The sequence below is a fragment of the Nesterenkonia sp. AN1 genome (genome assembly GCF_000582475.1).
In the GTDB taxonomy this organism is placed as follows: Bacteria; Actinomycetota; Actinomycetes; order Actinomycetales; family Micrococcaceae; genus Nesterenkonia; species Nesterenkonia aurantiaca.
In genome coordinates this window covers 1-15103 of sequence record NZ_JEMO01000041.1, presented here as the reverse complement: position 1 = coordinate 15103, position 15103 = coordinate 1, and the positions used below count along the sequence as shown (strand labels likewise).

18 protein-coding genes and 2 pseudogenes are annotated in these 15103 nt (G+C 65.5%); 14 read left to right on the top strand and 6 right to left on the bottom strand.

What is annotated here, in order from left to right; genetic code table 11:
* The 5 genes and pseudogenes from BG28_RS15210 to BG28_RS13870 form a co-directional block, all read left to right on the top strand.
* Positions 1 to 259 (top strand): transposase (locus BG28_RS15210; RefSeq protein ID WP_161634853.1); only part of this gene is annotated, 259 nt, incomplete at its 5' end.
* Between the two features lie 285 nt (positions 260 to 544).
* Entirely contained in the window at positions 545 to 1006 is a 462-nt protein-coding gene (locus BG28_RS13880; protein WP_235181130.1) for a hypothetical protein, read from the top strand.
* 127 nt (positions 1007 to 1133) lie between these two features.
* A pseudogene (locus tag BG28_RS16575) lies at positions 1134 to 1583 on the top strand (isochorismatase family protein); the annotation flags it as partial.
* Between the two features lie 61 nt (positions 1584 to 1644).
* A complete protein-coding gene (locus BG28_RS16415; RefSeq protein ID WP_235181139.1) occupies positions 1645 to 1791 on the top strand; it encodes a hypothetical protein in 147 nt (48 codons plus the stop codon).
* Between the two features lie 121 nt (positions 1792 to 1912).
* Positions 1913 to 2251: a hypothetical protein gene (locus BG28_RS13870; protein WP_051501514.1), complete on the top strand. Its 339-nt coding sequence runs from the start codon at positions 1913 to 1915 to the stop codon at positions 2249 to 2251.
* 691 nt (positions 2252 to 2942) lie between these two features.
* Here BG28_RS13870 and BG28_RS13865 read toward each other — a convergent pair.
* Both BG28_RS13865 and BG28_RS13860 read right to left on the bottom strand, forming a co-directional pair.
* Positions 2943 to 3680, bottom strand: a complete 738-nt coding sequence (locus BG28_RS13865; RefSeq protein ID WP_051501497.1) for a flavodoxin family protein — start codon at positions 3678 to 3680, stop codon at positions 2943 to 2945.
* Positions 3681 to 3749: 69 nt separating this feature from the next.
* The gene (locus BG28_RS13860) at positions 3750 to 4292 is read right to left on the bottom strand and encodes a class I SAM-dependent methyltransferase (RefSeq protein WP_255342495.1); all 543 of its coding nucleotides are present in this window, start codon (positions 4290 to 4292) and stop codon (positions 3750 to 3752) included.
* Between the two features lie 268 nt (positions 4293 to 4560).
* On the opposite strand from BG28_RS13860, the gene BG28_RS13855 reads away from it, so the two are divergent.
* Positions 4561 to 6021, top strand: a complete 1461-nt coding sequence (locus tag BG28_RS13855) for an NAD(P)/FAD-dependent oxidoreductase (RefSeq protein ID WP_036478165.1) — start codon at positions 4561 to 4563, stop codon at positions 6019 to 6021.
* On the opposite strand, the gene BG28_RS13850 is transcribed toward BG28_RS13855, so the two are convergent.
* Positions 6006 to 6629 carry a CDP-alcohol phosphatidyltransferase family protein gene (locus BG28_RS13850; RefSeq protein WP_036478163.1) on the bottom strand — a complete coding sequence of 208 codons (624 nt, stop codon included), beginning with the start codon at positions 6627 to 6629 and terminating at the stop codon, positions 6006 to 6008. The genes BG28_RS13855 and BG28_RS13850 overlap by 16 nt on opposite strands.
* Positions 6622 to 7347 carry a TVP38/TMEM64 family protein gene (locus tag BG28_RS13845; protein WP_084479782.1) on the bottom strand — a complete coding sequence of 242 codons (726 nt, stop codon included), beginning with the start codon at positions 7345 to 7347 and terminating at the stop codon, positions 6622 to 6624. Before BG28_RS13845 ends, BG28_RS13850 begins: the two co-directional genes overlap by 8 nt.
* A gap of 49 nt (positions 7348 to 7396) precedes the next feature.
* On the opposite strand from BG28_RS13845, the gene BG28_RS13840 reads away from it, so the two are divergent.
* The 8 genes from BG28_RS13840 to BG28_RS13810 all read left to right on the top strand — a co-directional run bounded on the left by BG28_RS13840 (position 7397) and on the right by BG28_RS13810 (position 13759).
* Positions 7397 to 8650, top strand: coding sequence for an ABC transporter substrate-binding protein (locus BG28_RS13840; RefSeq protein ID WP_036478161.1), 1254 nt, complete (start codon positions 7397 to 7399; stop codon positions 8648 to 8650).
* Entirely contained in the window at positions 8647 to 9501 is an 855-nt protein-coding gene (locus BG28_RS13835) for an ABC transporter permease subunit (protein WP_200869371.1), read from the top strand. The genes BG28_RS13840 and BG28_RS13835 overlap by 4 nt, the downstream gene beginning before the upstream one ends.
* The gene (locus BG28_RS15950) at positions 9498 to 9953 is read left to right on the top strand and encodes a hypothetical protein (protein ID WP_200869370.1); all 456 of its coding nucleotides are present in this window, start codon (positions 9498 to 9500) and stop codon (positions 9951 to 9953) included. Before BG28_RS13835 ends, BG28_RS15950 begins: the two co-directional genes overlap by 4 nt.
* Entirely contained in the window at positions 9947 to 10339 is a 393-nt protein-coding gene (locus tag BG28_RS15945; RefSeq protein WP_051501512.1) for an ABC transporter permease, read from the top strand. Before BG28_RS15950 ends, BG28_RS15945 begins: the two co-directional genes overlap by 7 nt.
* Positions 10336 to 11382 (top strand): ABC transporter ATP-binding protein, encoded by a 1047-nt coding sequence (locus BG28_RS13825; RefSeq protein ID WP_051501511.1) that lies wholly within the window; start codon positions 10336 to 10338, stop codon positions 11380 to 11382. Before BG28_RS15945 ends, BG28_RS13825 begins: the two co-directional genes overlap by 4 nt.
* A gap of 216 nt (positions 11383 to 11598) precedes the next feature.
* Positions 11599 to 12309, top strand: a complete 711-nt coding sequence (locus BG28_RS13820; RefSeq protein ID WP_036478157.1) for a Crp/Fnr family transcriptional regulator — start codon at positions 11599 to 11601, stop codon at positions 12307 to 12309.
* 67 nt (positions 12310 to 12376) lie between these two features.
* On the top strand, positions 12377 to 12919 hold the full coding sequence (locus BG28_RS13815) for a carboxymuconolactone decarboxylase family protein (protein ID WP_036478155.1): 543 nt from the start codon (positions 12377 to 12379) through the stop codon (positions 12917 to 12919).
* 192 nt (positions 12920 to 13111) lie between these two features.
* Positions 13112 to 13759, top strand: coding sequence for a DUF3105 domain-containing protein (locus BG28_RS13810; protein WP_036473384.1), 648 nt, complete (start codon positions 13112 to 13114; stop codon positions 13757 to 13759).
* A gap of 665 nt (positions 13760 to 14424) precedes the next feature.
* Here BG28_RS13810 and BG28_RS13805 read toward each other — a convergent pair.
* On the bottom strand, positions 14425 to 14931 hold the full coding sequence (locus BG28_RS13805; protein WP_036473383.1) for a histidine phosphatase family protein: 507 nt from the start codon (positions 14929 to 14931) through the stop codon (positions 14425 to 14427).
* A 7-nt stretch (positions 14932 to 14938) separates the two neighbouring features.
* A pseudogene (locus BG28_RS15195) lies at positions 14939 to 15103 on the bottom strand (winged helix-turn-helix domain-containing protein); the annotation flags it as partial.

The window sequence follows — 15103 nt, the reverse complement described above, 5'->3', positions numbered from 1 at the left end:
CGCCGCCGAGCTGCCCGAGGCCGACAGGCTCTCAGTCACGGTGGCGAGGTGGTGGCCAGAGATCAAGGTGTTCATCCGCACCAGGGTCACCAATGCGCGGACTGAGGCGGCGAACACTTCGGTCAAGCAGATCAAGCGCACCGGCCGGGGGTTCCGGAACCAGAGGAACTATCAGTCACGTATTCTGGGCAGGAGCTTCAGGCGGACACGCCGACGCTCCCAAATCCATGCTCGAGCAGGACTCCACGCTCAAGTGTGAAGAGCCCCTAAACCGTCGATGGACCCCCCTCTCCCTCACGCCGGCGTCCGCCATATCCCAAGCAGCGGAAGCTAACCAGGCGTCTCAAACAGTGTCTCGGCACAACCGTGTTCTCGTCCTCAGTTGCGAGACGCTTCAAAGAACTCTTGACAGGCCAAATTCTCTAAGGTTGACAAGTGATTCACCTGCCGGAATCCCGTCGTTGTGTGTCCTGGATCGCAGAACAAGTGTGACGGTCGTCCTATGTTTGATTCACAGGTACACACCTCGAGAAGGGATCCTCCGATGTCTGCCCCCCATGCAACACACGACACATCACGTACTACAGCCCCTGCCACCACGATGGGACAGAAGATCTCCGCCGGTGTCATCGGAGGTTTCGCCGGCGGTGTCGTCTTCGGGATCTTGATGGCGATGATGGGCATGTTGCCGATGATCGCCTCCATGGTCGGAAGCACCTCGGCGGCTGTGGGCTTCGGCGTACACCTGGTCATCTCCATCCTGCTTGGTCTGGGTCTGACCATCCCCTTCGGCGGGGCACTTCGCAGCTACGGCCGGGGCGCGATCATCGGACTGCTTTACGGCGTCCTCTGGTGGGTCTTGGGGGCCTTGCTGATCATGCCGCTGATGATGGGGATGCCGATCTTCGCCGTGAACACCATGGCGCTTTTTAGCCTCATGGGCCACCTCCTCTACGGACTGATCCTGGGTCTGATCGCCGTCGCAATCCTGAACCGGCGCAAGTAGACGACAGGCCCCTAGACGATACGTCCAGCGTGACAACACCACGAGTGCACGTCTGGGACGACCCCCACTGTTCGCACGCACAGCTTTAACCCTCAGCGCCATAAGCGCTGGAGAACACGGAGACACGATGAATTTCAATCCCGCAGACACCGCCTTGGTGGTCACCGACCCTCAGATCGATTTCCTGAGCCCCGACGGAGTCGCCTGGGAACTGGTCGGTCACAACGTAGAAGACAACGACACCGTCGCCCATCTGGAGCAGCTCTTCGCTCGAGCCACGGCTGGTCACTACAAGGTCTTCGTCTCCCCGCATTACTACTACCCTCACGACCACCAGTGGGAGTTCGGCGGCACCCTTGAGGAGAAGATGCACGAGATCGGCATGTTCGACCGACCCGGGCCCTTGAACATGGAAGGTTTCCAGGGCTCTGGGGCTGACTGGATGCCTCAGTACAAGCCCTACCTCGAGAGCGGCCGCGCCGTCATCTGTAGTCCGCATAAGGTCTACGGCCCTGAAGCCAATGACCTCGTCCTTCAGCTGCGTAAACGGGGGGATCAGCAAGGTCTGCTGGCCGGGATGTCAGCGAACCTATGCGTGGAGAGTCATCTCCGGGAGCTTCTCGAGCAGGGGTTTCGAGGTGGTCGTCGTCGCCGACGCCCACCGCAGCCCGCCCCAGCACCCCCGAGCTCCGGGAGACGGCTACGCAGCCGCCATGACGAACTTCCGCTACATCGCCTCAGACGTGCTCACCACCGAGGAGGCGCTGCAAGAGATCGCCGCCTAACCCCTGGACAGGGCGGACGTCGTTCCGTTCTGTGGTCCATACGTCGCCCCGTCTTTCAGCCATGAATGACTTCGATACCGTTGGCCCAACAGCTGTGAGGGCTAGAGAAGATGAGGACGACATGAACACCGCCGCGGCAATGATCTCAGCTCATCCTGTGGACCCATCGATCCCGGATGTTCTGGCCGAGTGCATTCAAGCCTGCACAGACGCGGCCCTGGCGTGCACCTCCTGCTCCGACGCCTGCCTGGCCGAAGATGCAGTGGCTGAGTTGCGTTCCACCATCCGTCTAGCTCAGGATGCCGCGGACATGTGTACCACCACGGCCCGGTTCCTGTCTCGGCTCACAGAGACCGACGGCAATCTCTTGAAGACGATCTTGATGCTCTGCCGCGACTTTGTCGCGACCTTCGCGATGGAGCTGCGCACCACGCCGACCAGTACGAACACTGCTCGTTAGCGATCCAGGCATGCCGCGATTGCGAAGAAGCCTGCCAGCGTCTGTTGCCTCGCCCGTTCTAAGGCTCGTCCGCTGCGCCTCTCACGCGCGTCGACTTAGAAGCAATAGCGGGCCAGTTTGATGTGACGGGCTCGCCGCCAGCAATGGCGGACAGTGCGCAGGTCTCGACTCGACCGTCGACGATATGAGCTCGCACCACGGGGGTTGTTAGATCTGTGTCCGACGAAGTCCGGGATGTGCGCCCGAGCGCGTCCTCTGCCGCCTACCTGGCATCTATGACGAGGAGATCTCGCGCGAAACCTCTCGATCGACAGGGCAATGCATCGCGGCTTCGATACGCGAACGCTGGTTGCCGAGCCCCCTGGCACTCGGCAACCAGGCTGACCTATCTGCGACGCAGCGAATCAGACTCTCGCGCCGCGGTGTTGCCTCAGTGAGTCCGCGTATCGCCTCATGAACCCCACCCTCGGGTCGGTACTGGCGGAAATCTCGCAGCGAAACTCTATCCAGCGTGGCTAGCCATATCCATCACGACCACCGTATCCATCAGGTTTGCCATGCCAGTACCAGAGTGCAGTCCCGTTCAAGGGGAAACGGGATCTGAACCGCTCCAGGTTCTCCCGGCGTCCTCACTGGCGTTGCGGAGATCGTGAGACCACTTCCCGACACATTGACCGTGCTGCCCAACATCTCATCGGTACTCGGGGTTGGGATCGAGACCGAGATCCTCTCCCGCATCCCACTGCTCCGGCACGTTGCCCCAGGCAGGGATGCCTCCTGCCTGGCGCAGCAGCTTCGCCATATGCATCAGGTTCCACGCCATGAACGTGGTGTTGCGGTTGGTGAAGTCACTCTCGGGTCCACCGGAGCCTTCATCGAGATAGCTCGGTCCCGGACCGACCGGACCGATCCATCCCGCATCAGCACCAGGCGGGATGGTCACCCCGATGTGCTGGAGGCTGTAGAGGATGTTCATGGCGCAGTGCTTCACCCCGTCCTCGTTGCCGGTGATCAACGCCCCGCCGACCTTGCCGTAGTAGATGTACTGGCCATCGGCCTTCGTCACCCCTGACATCGCGTAGAGGCGTTCGATGATCTGTTTGGTCACCGAGCTGTTGTCTCCGAGCCAGATCGGTCCGGCGACGACGATGATGTCGGCTGCCTTCACGTGCTCGAAGATCTCTGGCCAGGCGTCTTGTTCCCACCCGTGTTCTGTCATGTCCGGGTAGACCCCGGTGGCGATCGCATGATCGATGGGCCGGATGATCTCGACCTCGACCCCCTGGTTGCGCATCACCCTGGCGCTGAGGTCGACCAGCCCGGAGGTGTGACTGAGCTCCGGGCTACGCTTGAGGGTGCAGTTGAAGAACACGGCCTTCAAACCCGTGAAATCCCATTCCAGATCCGATGTCTGCTCGTGCTCGGTCATCGTGGTGACTCCTCTTTCTTGGGGACGGAACACGTATGTGTCACCGGCTGCGGGATTCCTCTGTGGTCTCTAGGTCGTTCCTACGCGCATCTGCAGGTGTCCGCCGCGCACTGAGGCGGCCCGGATCTCGGCGCAGTCGCGCTCCACCGCCGTCCAGGGATGCGCCTCGATATCGGCCCCGCCCAGCCTGCAGGCGGCCCTCGCCAGTGGGGTGAGCAGTGCAGAGATTCCGGTGGGACGCTGCATGTCCAGCACGCCCAGCCGTGCCGACGCCGTGGTCAGCTCCCGCATGGTCTCCCACGCGCTCTCCCAGGGCTGCATCAGGGAGAGCGCGTAGGTGGCTAGTGCTACGTCTGAGCGGGCCCGTCCTCCGGCCCGCGTCACCTCGGCGGCGATGTCAGCGGCCCGCATGGTGGTGGCGTCGGCCTGGATGAGGATCACGTTCTCCCAGCTGTGCCGCGCGGCCCGTTTCCGGGCCTGGGCCAGCATCTCGGCGCTGCGATCGATCCCGACGACGACGCCGCCGGCTCCCACTCGCTCCTGAATCAGGGGGATGTTCATCCCCGTCCCGCACCCGATATCCAGCACCTGCTCGCCCTCACGGAGCTCCAGCAGCTCGATCAGCCGAAGCCGTCCGGCCCCGTAGATGGGGTATTCGCCGGAGAGCGCATCGTATAAGGGGGCGAAGGCGGTGTACTTCTCGATGGTCCTGCCCCCTTCATACCTATGATGCCCATGGTGCCGCGAGTGCTGGCTCTGACCCTACTCAGTTCGAACCTCGATGAAAGTGTTCTGGTTTACAGACCGGCCGGTTTCGTCCACGTAGTCTTGCGGGGTTTAATCCGACGTCTCATCCGACCTGCGTGAAGGATCTCCTCCCATGGACCACCCGATCGATCTGCTGGTCATAGGCGGCGGCACCGCAGGAATCGTGGGCGCCAAGACCGCCGCCCGGCTCGGGGCCAGCACGGTCCTTGTCGAGGCGCACCGGACCGGCGGAGACTGCCTGTGGACCGGTTGCATCCCGTCGAAGACGCTGCTCTCCGCCGCCGCGCAGGCGGTCTCAGCCCGGGACTCCTCGGGCGCCGAGCCGGACTTCAGCCAGATCCAGGACCGGATCCGCGCCACCATCCAGACGATCGAACCCGAGGACTCCCCCGAAGCGCTCGAACGCGCCGGGGTGAGCGTCCGCAAGGGCACCGCCCGCTTCACCGCACCGAATGAGGCCGAGGTCGACGGCCAGAAGCTTCGGTTCCGTCAGGCGCTCATCGTCACCGGCAGCTCCCCCGCTGCGCCTCCGATCCCCGGGCTGGTCGACGCCGGATTCGTCACTTCGGAGACGATCTGGGACCTCCCCGAGCTGCCACAGAGGCTGGTGGTCATCGGGGGCGGACCGATCGCCTGCGAGCTCGGACAGGCCTTCGCGCGCCTGGGCTCCCAGGTGAGCATCCTGGCCCGGTCCGGGCTGCTGCCCAAGGAAGACCCGGAGGCCTCCGCACTGGTGCGCGCGAGCTTGAAGCGTGACGGCGTCACGGTGATCATCGACGACGAGCCGCAGCAGGTCCGCAGGAACCCAGCCGCTGAAAGCCCGGGCGACAGCAACCCCGGCGGCAGAAGCTCAATCAGCACCGTGATCACTACCAAGGCCGGACGCGAGCTCGAGGCTGATGTCGTCCTCGTGGCCACCGGCCGGACGGCGCGCACCGCCGGGCTGGGGCTGGAAAGCATCAGCGTGGACTGCGACGACGCCGGCCAGGTGCTCGTCGATGGGTCCATGCGCACCTCGAACACCTCCATCTGGGCCGCCGGAGACGTCACCCAGCATGCGAAGTTCACCCACCTCGCCGGGGTCCACGCCAGCACCGCCGCGTCGAACGCTGTTCTGGGGCTGCGGCGTACGGTCAGCTCCACCGTTCCGCGCATCACCTACACCTCCCCCGAGGTCGCCGCCGTCGGCGTCACCGAGGCCTCGATCCCAGAGATGACCACCTCCACCGTCTCCCTGGAGAACACCGACCGCGCGATCGCTCAAGGAACCACCGAAGGTTTTGCCCGCCTGGTCATCGGCAAGCGGGGCCGCATCCTGGGCGGCACGATCGTCGGGCCTCGTGCCGGTGAATCGCTGGGAGAGCTGAGCCTCGCCGTCGAGCAGAAGCTGACCACCCGTCAACTCGCCGGGGTCACTCACGCCTATCCCACCTACAGCGACGCGCTCTGGAATGCGGCAGTCGCCCATGCCAGCAGCGGGCTGAGTTCCCCCGCGGTCAAGACGGCCACCTCAGCCCTCGCGGCGATCACCCGGTTCCGACACCGGACACACCCGGCTCAGCGCAGCGCGTGATACCCCGCGACGATGCGCTGCGCCGCGCTCAGACACACCAGCAGTCCCCAGACCAGCGCGATGGGACCGGCGAACATGGGCAGGATCAGCCACAGGCTGTGCACCAGGACGGTCTCACCGCCCTCGGCCAGTCCGCCGAGGAAGGACAGCGAGCGTCCGTCGTCGAGGGTTCTGCCGTCCTTCTCCGCAATAGAGGAGAACGCGAGAAACGCGGCCCCGTTGATGTAATAGGCGAAGAGCACCAGCATGAACGGCAGCAGCGACGCGTCGAAGGCCGCGCTCGCGCCGATCGCCACGCCGATCACCGTGGCCCCGTAGACGATGAAGTCCGCGCAGATGTCGAAGAAACCACCCTGCCCGGAGGCCGGCGATGATTCACGCTCACGACGCCGGGCCAGCGGGCCGTCCAGGCCGTCGGCCAGCCGACAGAGCAGCCACATGAGCAGTGCCAGGACCCAGTGCTGGGTGGCGGCGAGGCCCGCGCTGGCCAGACCGGCGGAGAGGTTCAGCGTCGTGAGTCGATTCGGCGTGATCCAGGGCTTATCCAGCCAGCGCGCCCCGGTATCGAGCGTCGGTCCCAGCGCGGCGCGCAGACGGGTGTCAAACATCGGCCCTCCTGTTCCTTCCGCGAAGTCGGACGGCGTAGGCGATCCCAGCCAGGGTCAGCAGTCCCAGCACCGCGAAAGCCAGCTCCATCTGCGCCCCCGGCTGGAACCCGAAGGCGCCCAGCGCGAGGTAGCTGGCCGTGCCCGGGATGATGCCCAGCAGCGTGCCCAGGAAGTAGGGCCACCAGCCCAGGGCTGTGAGCCCGGCCGAGTAGTTGATCGCGGTGAAGGGCAGCACCGGGACCAGGCGGACCCCGACGACGGCGGCGAATCCATGCCTCAGGAGCACGTCTTCGACCTTGGCGACCCGTGTGCCGGTGAACCGTTCCACGGCCTCCCGCCCCAGCGCGCGGCCGAGCCAGAACGCGGCGGAGGCCCCCACCATGGCGGCGGCGTAGACGATCAGCAGTCCTGGGCCGAAGCCGAAGAGCACCCCGGCCCCGACGGAGAGGACGTTTTTGGGCACCGGCGCCAGGGTCAGCGCCGCGTAGGCGGCGCCGAACCCGACCGGACCCCACCAGCCTGCTTCGGCCACCTGGTCTCGCATCTGACCCACCGACGGAATCGGCAGCACCACCGCAGCGATGGTGAAGACGATCAGCGCCGCCACCAGCAGCAGCGCCTTCGCCAGGGCGGTCCGACGCGCACTCGTCTCCCCTCGCGCAGCCTCACCGGCCTCAGGAGCCTTGGGCCCGGGGCTCGCCTGCTGTGGGTCATTCACGACTTGACCCTACGTCAGTCCGCACACCACAACCGAAGGAACCGATGACATGATCCGCCACACGTCCCGCACACCCACGTTGAGGCGGCTGGGGCCGCTTGCGGGAGCCGGGGTCGCCACGCTGCTGCTCTCCTCCTGCGCCTCGAGCGCCGCCCCGCAGACCGAGGAGTTCCCCGACTTCGACGCCGTGCTGGACGCCGCCGAGGACCAGACGGTGGACCTGTGGATGTACGGCGGTGACGAGCAGGGCAACACCTACGTCGACGAGCACCTCACCCCGGCGGCCGAGGAGCTGGGCATCACGCTGCGCCGGGTCCCGGTGACCGACACCGCCGACGCGCTGAACCGGGTGCTCAGCGAGCAGCAGGCCGGCCGGGAAGACGGCTCCGTGGACCTGGTGTGGGTCAACGGCCCTACCTTCAGCACCGGGCGCCAGGCCGAGGCGTGGCGGTGCGAGTGGACCGAGATGCTGCCCAACATGGCGCACACCGACCCGGAGGACCCTCTTCTGGCCGATGACTTCGGGACCCCCGTGGACGGGTGCGAGGCGCCCTGGCACAAGGCACAGTTCACCTACTTCTACGACTCGGACGCCGTGGAGGAACCACCCGCCTCACTGCCGGAGCTGCTCGACTGGGCCGAGGCGAACCCTGGCCGGTTCACCTACCCCGGGCCTCCGGACTTCACCGGCAGCGTCTTCCTGCGCGAGGTGATGATCTCTCAGGCCGGTGGCGCCGAGGAGATCCCGCTGGAGTTCAGCCAGGATCACTTCGAGGAGCACTCCCCCGCCGCGATCGAGACCCTTCAGGAGCTCGCCCCCTCCCTCTGGCGCGAAGGCGTCACCTACCCGCGGGACGAGCAAGCGCTCAACGAGCTCTTCAGCAACGGCGAGGTGGACATCGGGATGACCTACGGCCCGGCGCGGCTCACCGAGCTCGTCGACTCCGGCGCGCTGCCCGCCTCCACCCGGGTGATGCCGATAGAGGAAGGCACCGTGGGCAACGCCAGCTTCCTCGCGATCCCGGAGAACGCGGCAGACACCGCCGGCGCCATGGCGGTCGCGAACCTCGCGCTGTCTCCGGAGCAACAGGCACTGAAAGCTGATCCGGACGTCTGGGGCCAGTTCACCGTGCTCGACGTCGAGCGGCTGGCGCTTGCGGATCAGGCGCGCTTCGAGGAGCTTCCCAGCTCACCGGTGGTACCCCCCTATGAGGAGCTGTCGGAGAACGCGCATTCGGAGCTGGACTTCGACTGGGTCCCGGCCCTGGACGAGGCCTGGCGTGAATCGGTGGGCCGCGGTTGAGCAGTCTCGCAGCGAACACCAGCTCCGCACGGCGGGCGATGTTGACCGCAGCCCCCGCCGTGATCCTGGTGATCCTGGTGCTCGGTGCCGCACTGATCACGGTGGTGCTGCAGAGCCTGGGCCTGATGCCGGTGTTCGGCGAGCCGAAGCTCAGCCTGAACGCGTGGGCCGACTCAACCTCGCTGCTCGAGTCCGCCGGCGTCTCGGTCTACATTGCGACCCTGACCACCTCCCTCTCGGCCGGGCTCGGTCTGCTCATCGCCGTCTATGCCCTCACCGCCGGGCGGAGCGGGCGGCTGGTCGCAGCACTGAGCGCTGCCACCATTCCGATCCCCCACCTGGTCGCCTCCGGTGCCATCGGTCTGCTGCTGGCAGATGCCGGGTTCCTGGCACGACTGTTCGGGATGCCCGCGGGGTTTCCGCAGCTGGTGGCCACGCAGTGGTGGACGGCCGTGATCCTGGAGTTCGCCTGGAAGGAATCGGCGTTCGTCGCGCTGGTGATCCTGGGAAGCATCTCGCGCTCGGCCACGGCGCTCAGTGAGACCGCCTCGACCCTGGGCGCCTCGGCATGGCAGCGGTTCCGCCACGTCATCCTGCCTCTGGCGCGCCTGCCGCTGGTGGTCTCCGGGCTGGTGGTCTTCGTCTACACCATCGGATCCTACGAGTCCCCGTGGCTGCTGGGCCCCCTGGCCCCCGAGCCGCTCTCGGTGCGGGCAGTGCGGCTCTTCGGCTCCACGCAGCTCAGTGCCCGCCCCGAGGCCATGGCCACCGCGCTGACCTCAGTGGTGATCGCCATGCTCGCCATCACAGCGGGACTGTTCCTGACCCGAAGGTCCGGAGACCGCACGTGAGCCTGAGTCAATCTGAGGTGAGCCGCCGTCGTCGTGCGCGATGGCGAGTCCGCACTGTCCTGCCGGTGCTGCTCGGGCTGGCCCTGCTGATCTGGATCATGCTGCCGCTGGTGCCCGTGTTGCTGTGGGCGGCGGCGGGCCAATGGCGCGCACCTGATGTGCTGCCCAGCTCCTGGTCCGCCGAGGCCGCGCTGTCCCTCGCAGATCCCGGGATTCTGATGGCCGGCGCCAGGTCGCTCGGACTGGGACTCAGCGTCGCGGTCACGGCTACCGTGCTCGGTGGCCTCGCCGCCCTTGGCCTACGCGGACCAACGGCTGTAGATTCTCCGGCGTTCACGCGCCTCATCGGGTTCGTCATGCTGGCGCCGCTGGCAGTGCCCCCCTTCGCTCTGGTGATGGGCTCGAATGTGTTGTTGCTCGGTGCCCGGGCGCGTCCTTCCTGGGCGTGCTGATCGTCCTGACGGTCACGGCCCTGCCCTACACCACCTATATGTTCCTCACGGCACTGGCCTCCTATGACCATCGGTTCGAAGCTGTGGCGCGCACTCTGGGGGCGTCCCCTGCCCAGGTGGTCGGGAAGGTCCGGCTGGGACTGCTGGCTCCGGCCATCGCTCGGGCGGGGTTCCTCGCGTTCCTGGTGGGGTGGAGTGACTACATCACCACCGTGCTGATCGGCGGTGGCCAGTTCGTCACGCTACCGATCCTGCTGGGCTCCGCGGCGTCCAGTACCGGTGGTGAGCAGCTCACCGCAGCTCTCTCGCTGGCCATGATCGCGCCCCCTGTGGTTCTCCTGATTCTCTTGGCCCGTCACCGCCCACGTGGAAGGACCCCTTCATGAGCTCACACCTGAGCTTTTCCGGCATCTCTCATCGGTTCGGCGCACAGGAGGTGCTCACGAATATCTCCCTGGAAGCACCCGAGGGCAGCTGTGTCGCCCTGCTGGGCGCCTCGGGCAGCGGCAAGTCCACCCTGCTGCGCATCGCCGCCGGGCTGGAACGGCCCTCCGCGGGACGGGTGCTCATGGACGGAGAAGATGTCACAGAAATCAACGCGGAGAAGAGGGAGACCGCGCTGGTGTTTCAGCAGCCCCTGCTTTTCCCGCACCTGTCTGTGGTGGACAACGTGGCGTTCTCCTCCCGCATGTCCGGTCACTCCAAGGCAGACGCGCGCCGCCACGCCCGTGAATATCTGGAGCTGGTCCAGCTCGCCGACTACGCCCGGCGGATGCCCGGCGAACTCTCCGGAGGGCAGGAACAGCGGGTGGCGCTGGCCCGCGCCCTGGCCCGCCAGCCTCAGATTCTGCTGCTGGACGAACCTTTCAGCTCGCTGGATTTGCCTCTGCGTGAAGACATGTATGAGCTCCTCGAGACGATCCGGGAGCAGCTGCGTCCGACCATCGTGTTAGTGACTCATGATCGGCGTGAAGCCTCGGTCCTGGCTGAGACCATCGCGGTGCTGGACCACGGTGAGATCCTGCAGCACGGAGATGTTGCTCAGCTTCATCACCAGCCAACCTCCCGGGCCGTCAACCGGATCCTTGGTGGACTCAACGAGGTGCCGGGGGTGGTCCGCGGCGGGGTGCACCATTCGCCTCTGGGCAGGATCCCGGTCTTTGCGGACACCGCCGAGGGTCCTGCCCTGCTGGTCCCGCGGCAGGAGTCTCTGTGCCTGGCTGGCCCCGAGGGCGCCCAGGTGAGCGGAAGAGTCATCCAGGTCCGAGCATCCGGGGCTCATAGCCTGATCCGCGTTGAACTTCACGACGGACCCGGCCAAGACCCGGCTGTAGTGGCGGTGGAAGTCACCGGAGCCCCGGAACTGCGCCCAGGAGACATCACCGGGGTCGCACTGCAGAACCCGTACGGGTGGGCTGTCCCGTACTGAATCCCAGGAGGTCTTCCCGGAGTGTGTGCTGGATTGCAGACTCGTCCCCCACCCCACTCCTAGGGTGATCAGAGTCCTCGAAGTTGCAGTCGGAGTTGGAGAGGAGGGGTTGAGATGTCCATCATGGAATCCCACGCTGCGTGTGCACACGGTCTCACGCATGCATCAATGTGCGGAGATCAGCCCTGGTCCCCCCAACGACGGGAAGAAGACCCTTTGAGCTTCGACGCCGACGGCTTCACCTGCCTCAACGAGATGGACCTCTTCGCCGACCTCAGTCCGGCCGAGATAGAGGCCATGCACATGATGGTCCCCGAACGCCGGTTCGGTCCCGGGGACCTGATCTTCTCCCAATCAGAACCGGTCAGCGCCCTGTTCATGCTGAAATCCGGGCGGGTGCGGATCTTCCGGGTCGCTGAAGACGGCAAAGCCCTGACCCTGGCCATCCTGGAACCAGGAGCGGTCTTCGGCGAAATGCTGCTGGTGGGTCAGCGGATGTATGAGAACTACGCCGAAGCCGTCGAAGACTCAGTCATCTGCCAGCTCACCGTCGAAGACGTCGAGCAACACCTGCTCGCAGACCCGCGCATCGCCCTGCGCATCGCGAAACTACTCGGAGACGAGGTGGCTCGGCTCGAGGAACGACTCACCGATCTCGCGCTGCGCCCCCTGGCAGCCCGCACGGCCAAGACCCTGCTCACCCTGGCCAGAGCGGCGCCCACGAACGCGCTCAGCGCCCGGTTAGGCCACGGCGGAGTCATCCGCATCACCCACGAGCAGCTCGCCGGCCTGCTCGGAGCCACCCGGGAAGCCACCAGCAAGACCGTCTCCGACTTCGCCGCGAAGGGCCTCATCAAACAGACCCGAGGCCGCATCACCGTCCGAGATCCCCAGAGCCTGCGATCCATCGCCAGGACAACCTCCTAAATTCTTCCGCCACCCCACACAGACAGGGAGGCGGGTTCCACACGAAAGACGAAAGAAAGGCATCACCATGACCCGAGTCACCCCAGCTACCACCGAGACCGCACCGCAGAACTCCCAGGCCGAGCTGAAAAACCTTGAAAAGCAGTTCGGCAAGGTTCTGAACATCCACGGGGCTATGGCGACATCCCCGGTGGTGCTGCAGGCCTACGTCGCCCTCCAGCAGGTCATCGAGGACTACGGCACCTTTGACGCGAAGACCCGTGAGGCGATCGCCCTGGCGGTCGGCAACGTCGATGAGTGCACCTACTGCCAGTCCGCCCACACCCAGGGCGCCAAGGCTGCAGGACTGAGCGAGGAGCAGACCATCGCGATCCGCCGCGGTGAGGTCGACTTCGACCCGAAGCTGGCCGCGCTGCTGCAGGTCGCTCGGGAAGCGACCGCTGAGAAGGGCAACGTCGATGACGCCACCTGGCAGGCCGCCCTGGACGCCGGGTGGAGCGCCGAAGAGCTCACCGAGCTGACCACCCATGTGGCGCTGAATCTCTATACCAACTACTTCAACCACATGGTGCAGACCGAACTCGATGTTCCAGCTGCACCTTCGCTGTAACACCTGCCAACGACCCTGACCCATCGCCTGTGATGGGATGCGCCACAAGACCGGGACTGCGCCCTATCGTGCTCAGTCCCGGTCAGCACGCATCGCGGCGAGTGAAAGATACCGACGAGTCTCGTTCAGAATGCACACGTAAGAGCTGGCTGAGCCATCGAGGCCCAATCAGTTCTTTGAGGAGATCAGCCCATGGCCAGTGATAAGCACCCCGATTCACCGCGGCAGGATCGCACCGCGCTGCTGGCCGCCCACCGGGCCGCCGAGATCAGGGCCGTCCGCAAAAGGAAACTCTTTTGGGGCGCAGGAGGAGTCACGGCCCTCGTCATGACCGGAGCCTTGGTAGCGGTCGCAGTGATCAACGACCCTGCGCCACAGGCACGTCAAGACATCGAAATCACCGGCATCGAGACCTTCGAGGACCTCGACGCCGAACACGTGTCCTCCCCTGTGGACTACGACCAGAACCCTCCGGTGGGTGGCACCCACTCCAGCACCTGGCTCAACTGCGGGACTTACACCCAAGAGGTGCCCGCGGAGAACGCCGTACACTCACTGGAACACGGGGCCATCTGGGTCACCTACGACCCGCAAAACGTGCCTCAGGACCAGGTCGACGAACTGGAATCGGTGTTGCCGGATACCTATGTCGTGCTGTCTCCGTACGAGGACATGGACTCGCCCATCACGCTCTCGGCCTGGGGGGCGCAGGTTGCCGTGGAAACTCCAGGTGACGAGCGCATTGAACAGTTCGTGAACAAGTACTGGCAGTCCCCTGACGCCCCGGAACCGGGTGCCTCCTGCACCGGAGGACTCGACGCCCCCGGCCGCAGCTCCTGAGCCACTCACCACGCTGGCTGCGAGATCCTGGATCCCAGGTTCACTCGCAGCTGATGCAGAGAGGCGATCCGGAATGTTGCAGCGCCCTTGCATCAGACCATCCCCGTCGTTCAAGAAATAGGATCACTGCGCCCGTAAGCCGGTCGGCAAACGAGCGCGATTCACCTGATCGAATCCGGACGCCCACGTCAACGCTGGGATGCCCGTTTACCCCGCCCGAAGAAAATGCCTGCACGGGTGCCTTATCTGCTACACGCAACGCCCTTCTTTAGAGCAACAGTTTCGAGACGAATACCCTCTTCTTCGTAGCCCGAGTGAGAGGCCTCCTGGTGAGTGAGCCGCCACTCAGACGCCCGCGATCCGACGTTCAGCAGGGATAACAACGACCGCTGAAGGACAGGAGGATAAGCTACGGCGCTCTAAGCCGACCGCTGTTCGGAGAAATCGCAGACCTTTACCTCGGGCCTTCCACCCGTGAGCGGCTATCAGACATCTACACTGTGCAATCCGGGTCACGGTGCAGGATCCAGACCGCGGAGGTACACGAGATCAACCGATCCGACGGATGAGCCTCCAGCTCACCGAAAGCGCTGAGAACTCGCCCAGGCCCCGCTCTCCGCGGCAGAGCAGAGATCGCGGCCTGGGGTCACGATCACCGCCCAGACTCAGTCGGCGGTGAAGAAGTCCGTGAGCTCCGCGTCGCGACCATCGAGCTCAGCCCACGGCTTGTGCACCTGGAACCGGGCGAGACCGGCCGGCGGCCAGGACCCGGCCATCTGGATCACCGGATCCTCTTGGGAGTGCGCAGAGGCCAGGTCCATGCTCAGCTCCTGGACCCCCGGCATATGAGCGACCACCAACAACGTGCGCACTGTCTCGGGAACCTCGTTGATGATCGAAAGCATCGAACGCGGCGCCGCCAGGTAGAGCCGGGAGTCCAGGTACGGCGTCGGCGACTTCTCGCCCAGCTCATGATTGACCCAGATACAGGTCTGCCGGGTGCGCATCGCGTCGGAGCAGACCGTGTTATCCGGCAGATTCCCCGAGCTCACGAGCCAGCGGCCGACGGCGCGCGCCTGTTGCTGCCCGTGGCGCGTGAGGGTGCGGCCGTGGTCGTCCCCGGAGAAGGAGTGCCCAGATTCCCCGTGGCGCAGGATCAGCAGTTCAGGCACGGACGGCTCAGATCGAGTATTCCGGGGCCGCCCAGACGGTGACCTCGGGGTGCTCGTAGAAGCGGTAGCCCTGTCCGCGGACCGTGCGCACGGTGTTCGCCAGGCGTCCCAGCTTGGAGCGCAGGCCGGCGGATATGCACGTCGATGGTGCGCTCGTTGGGCATCTGATCGG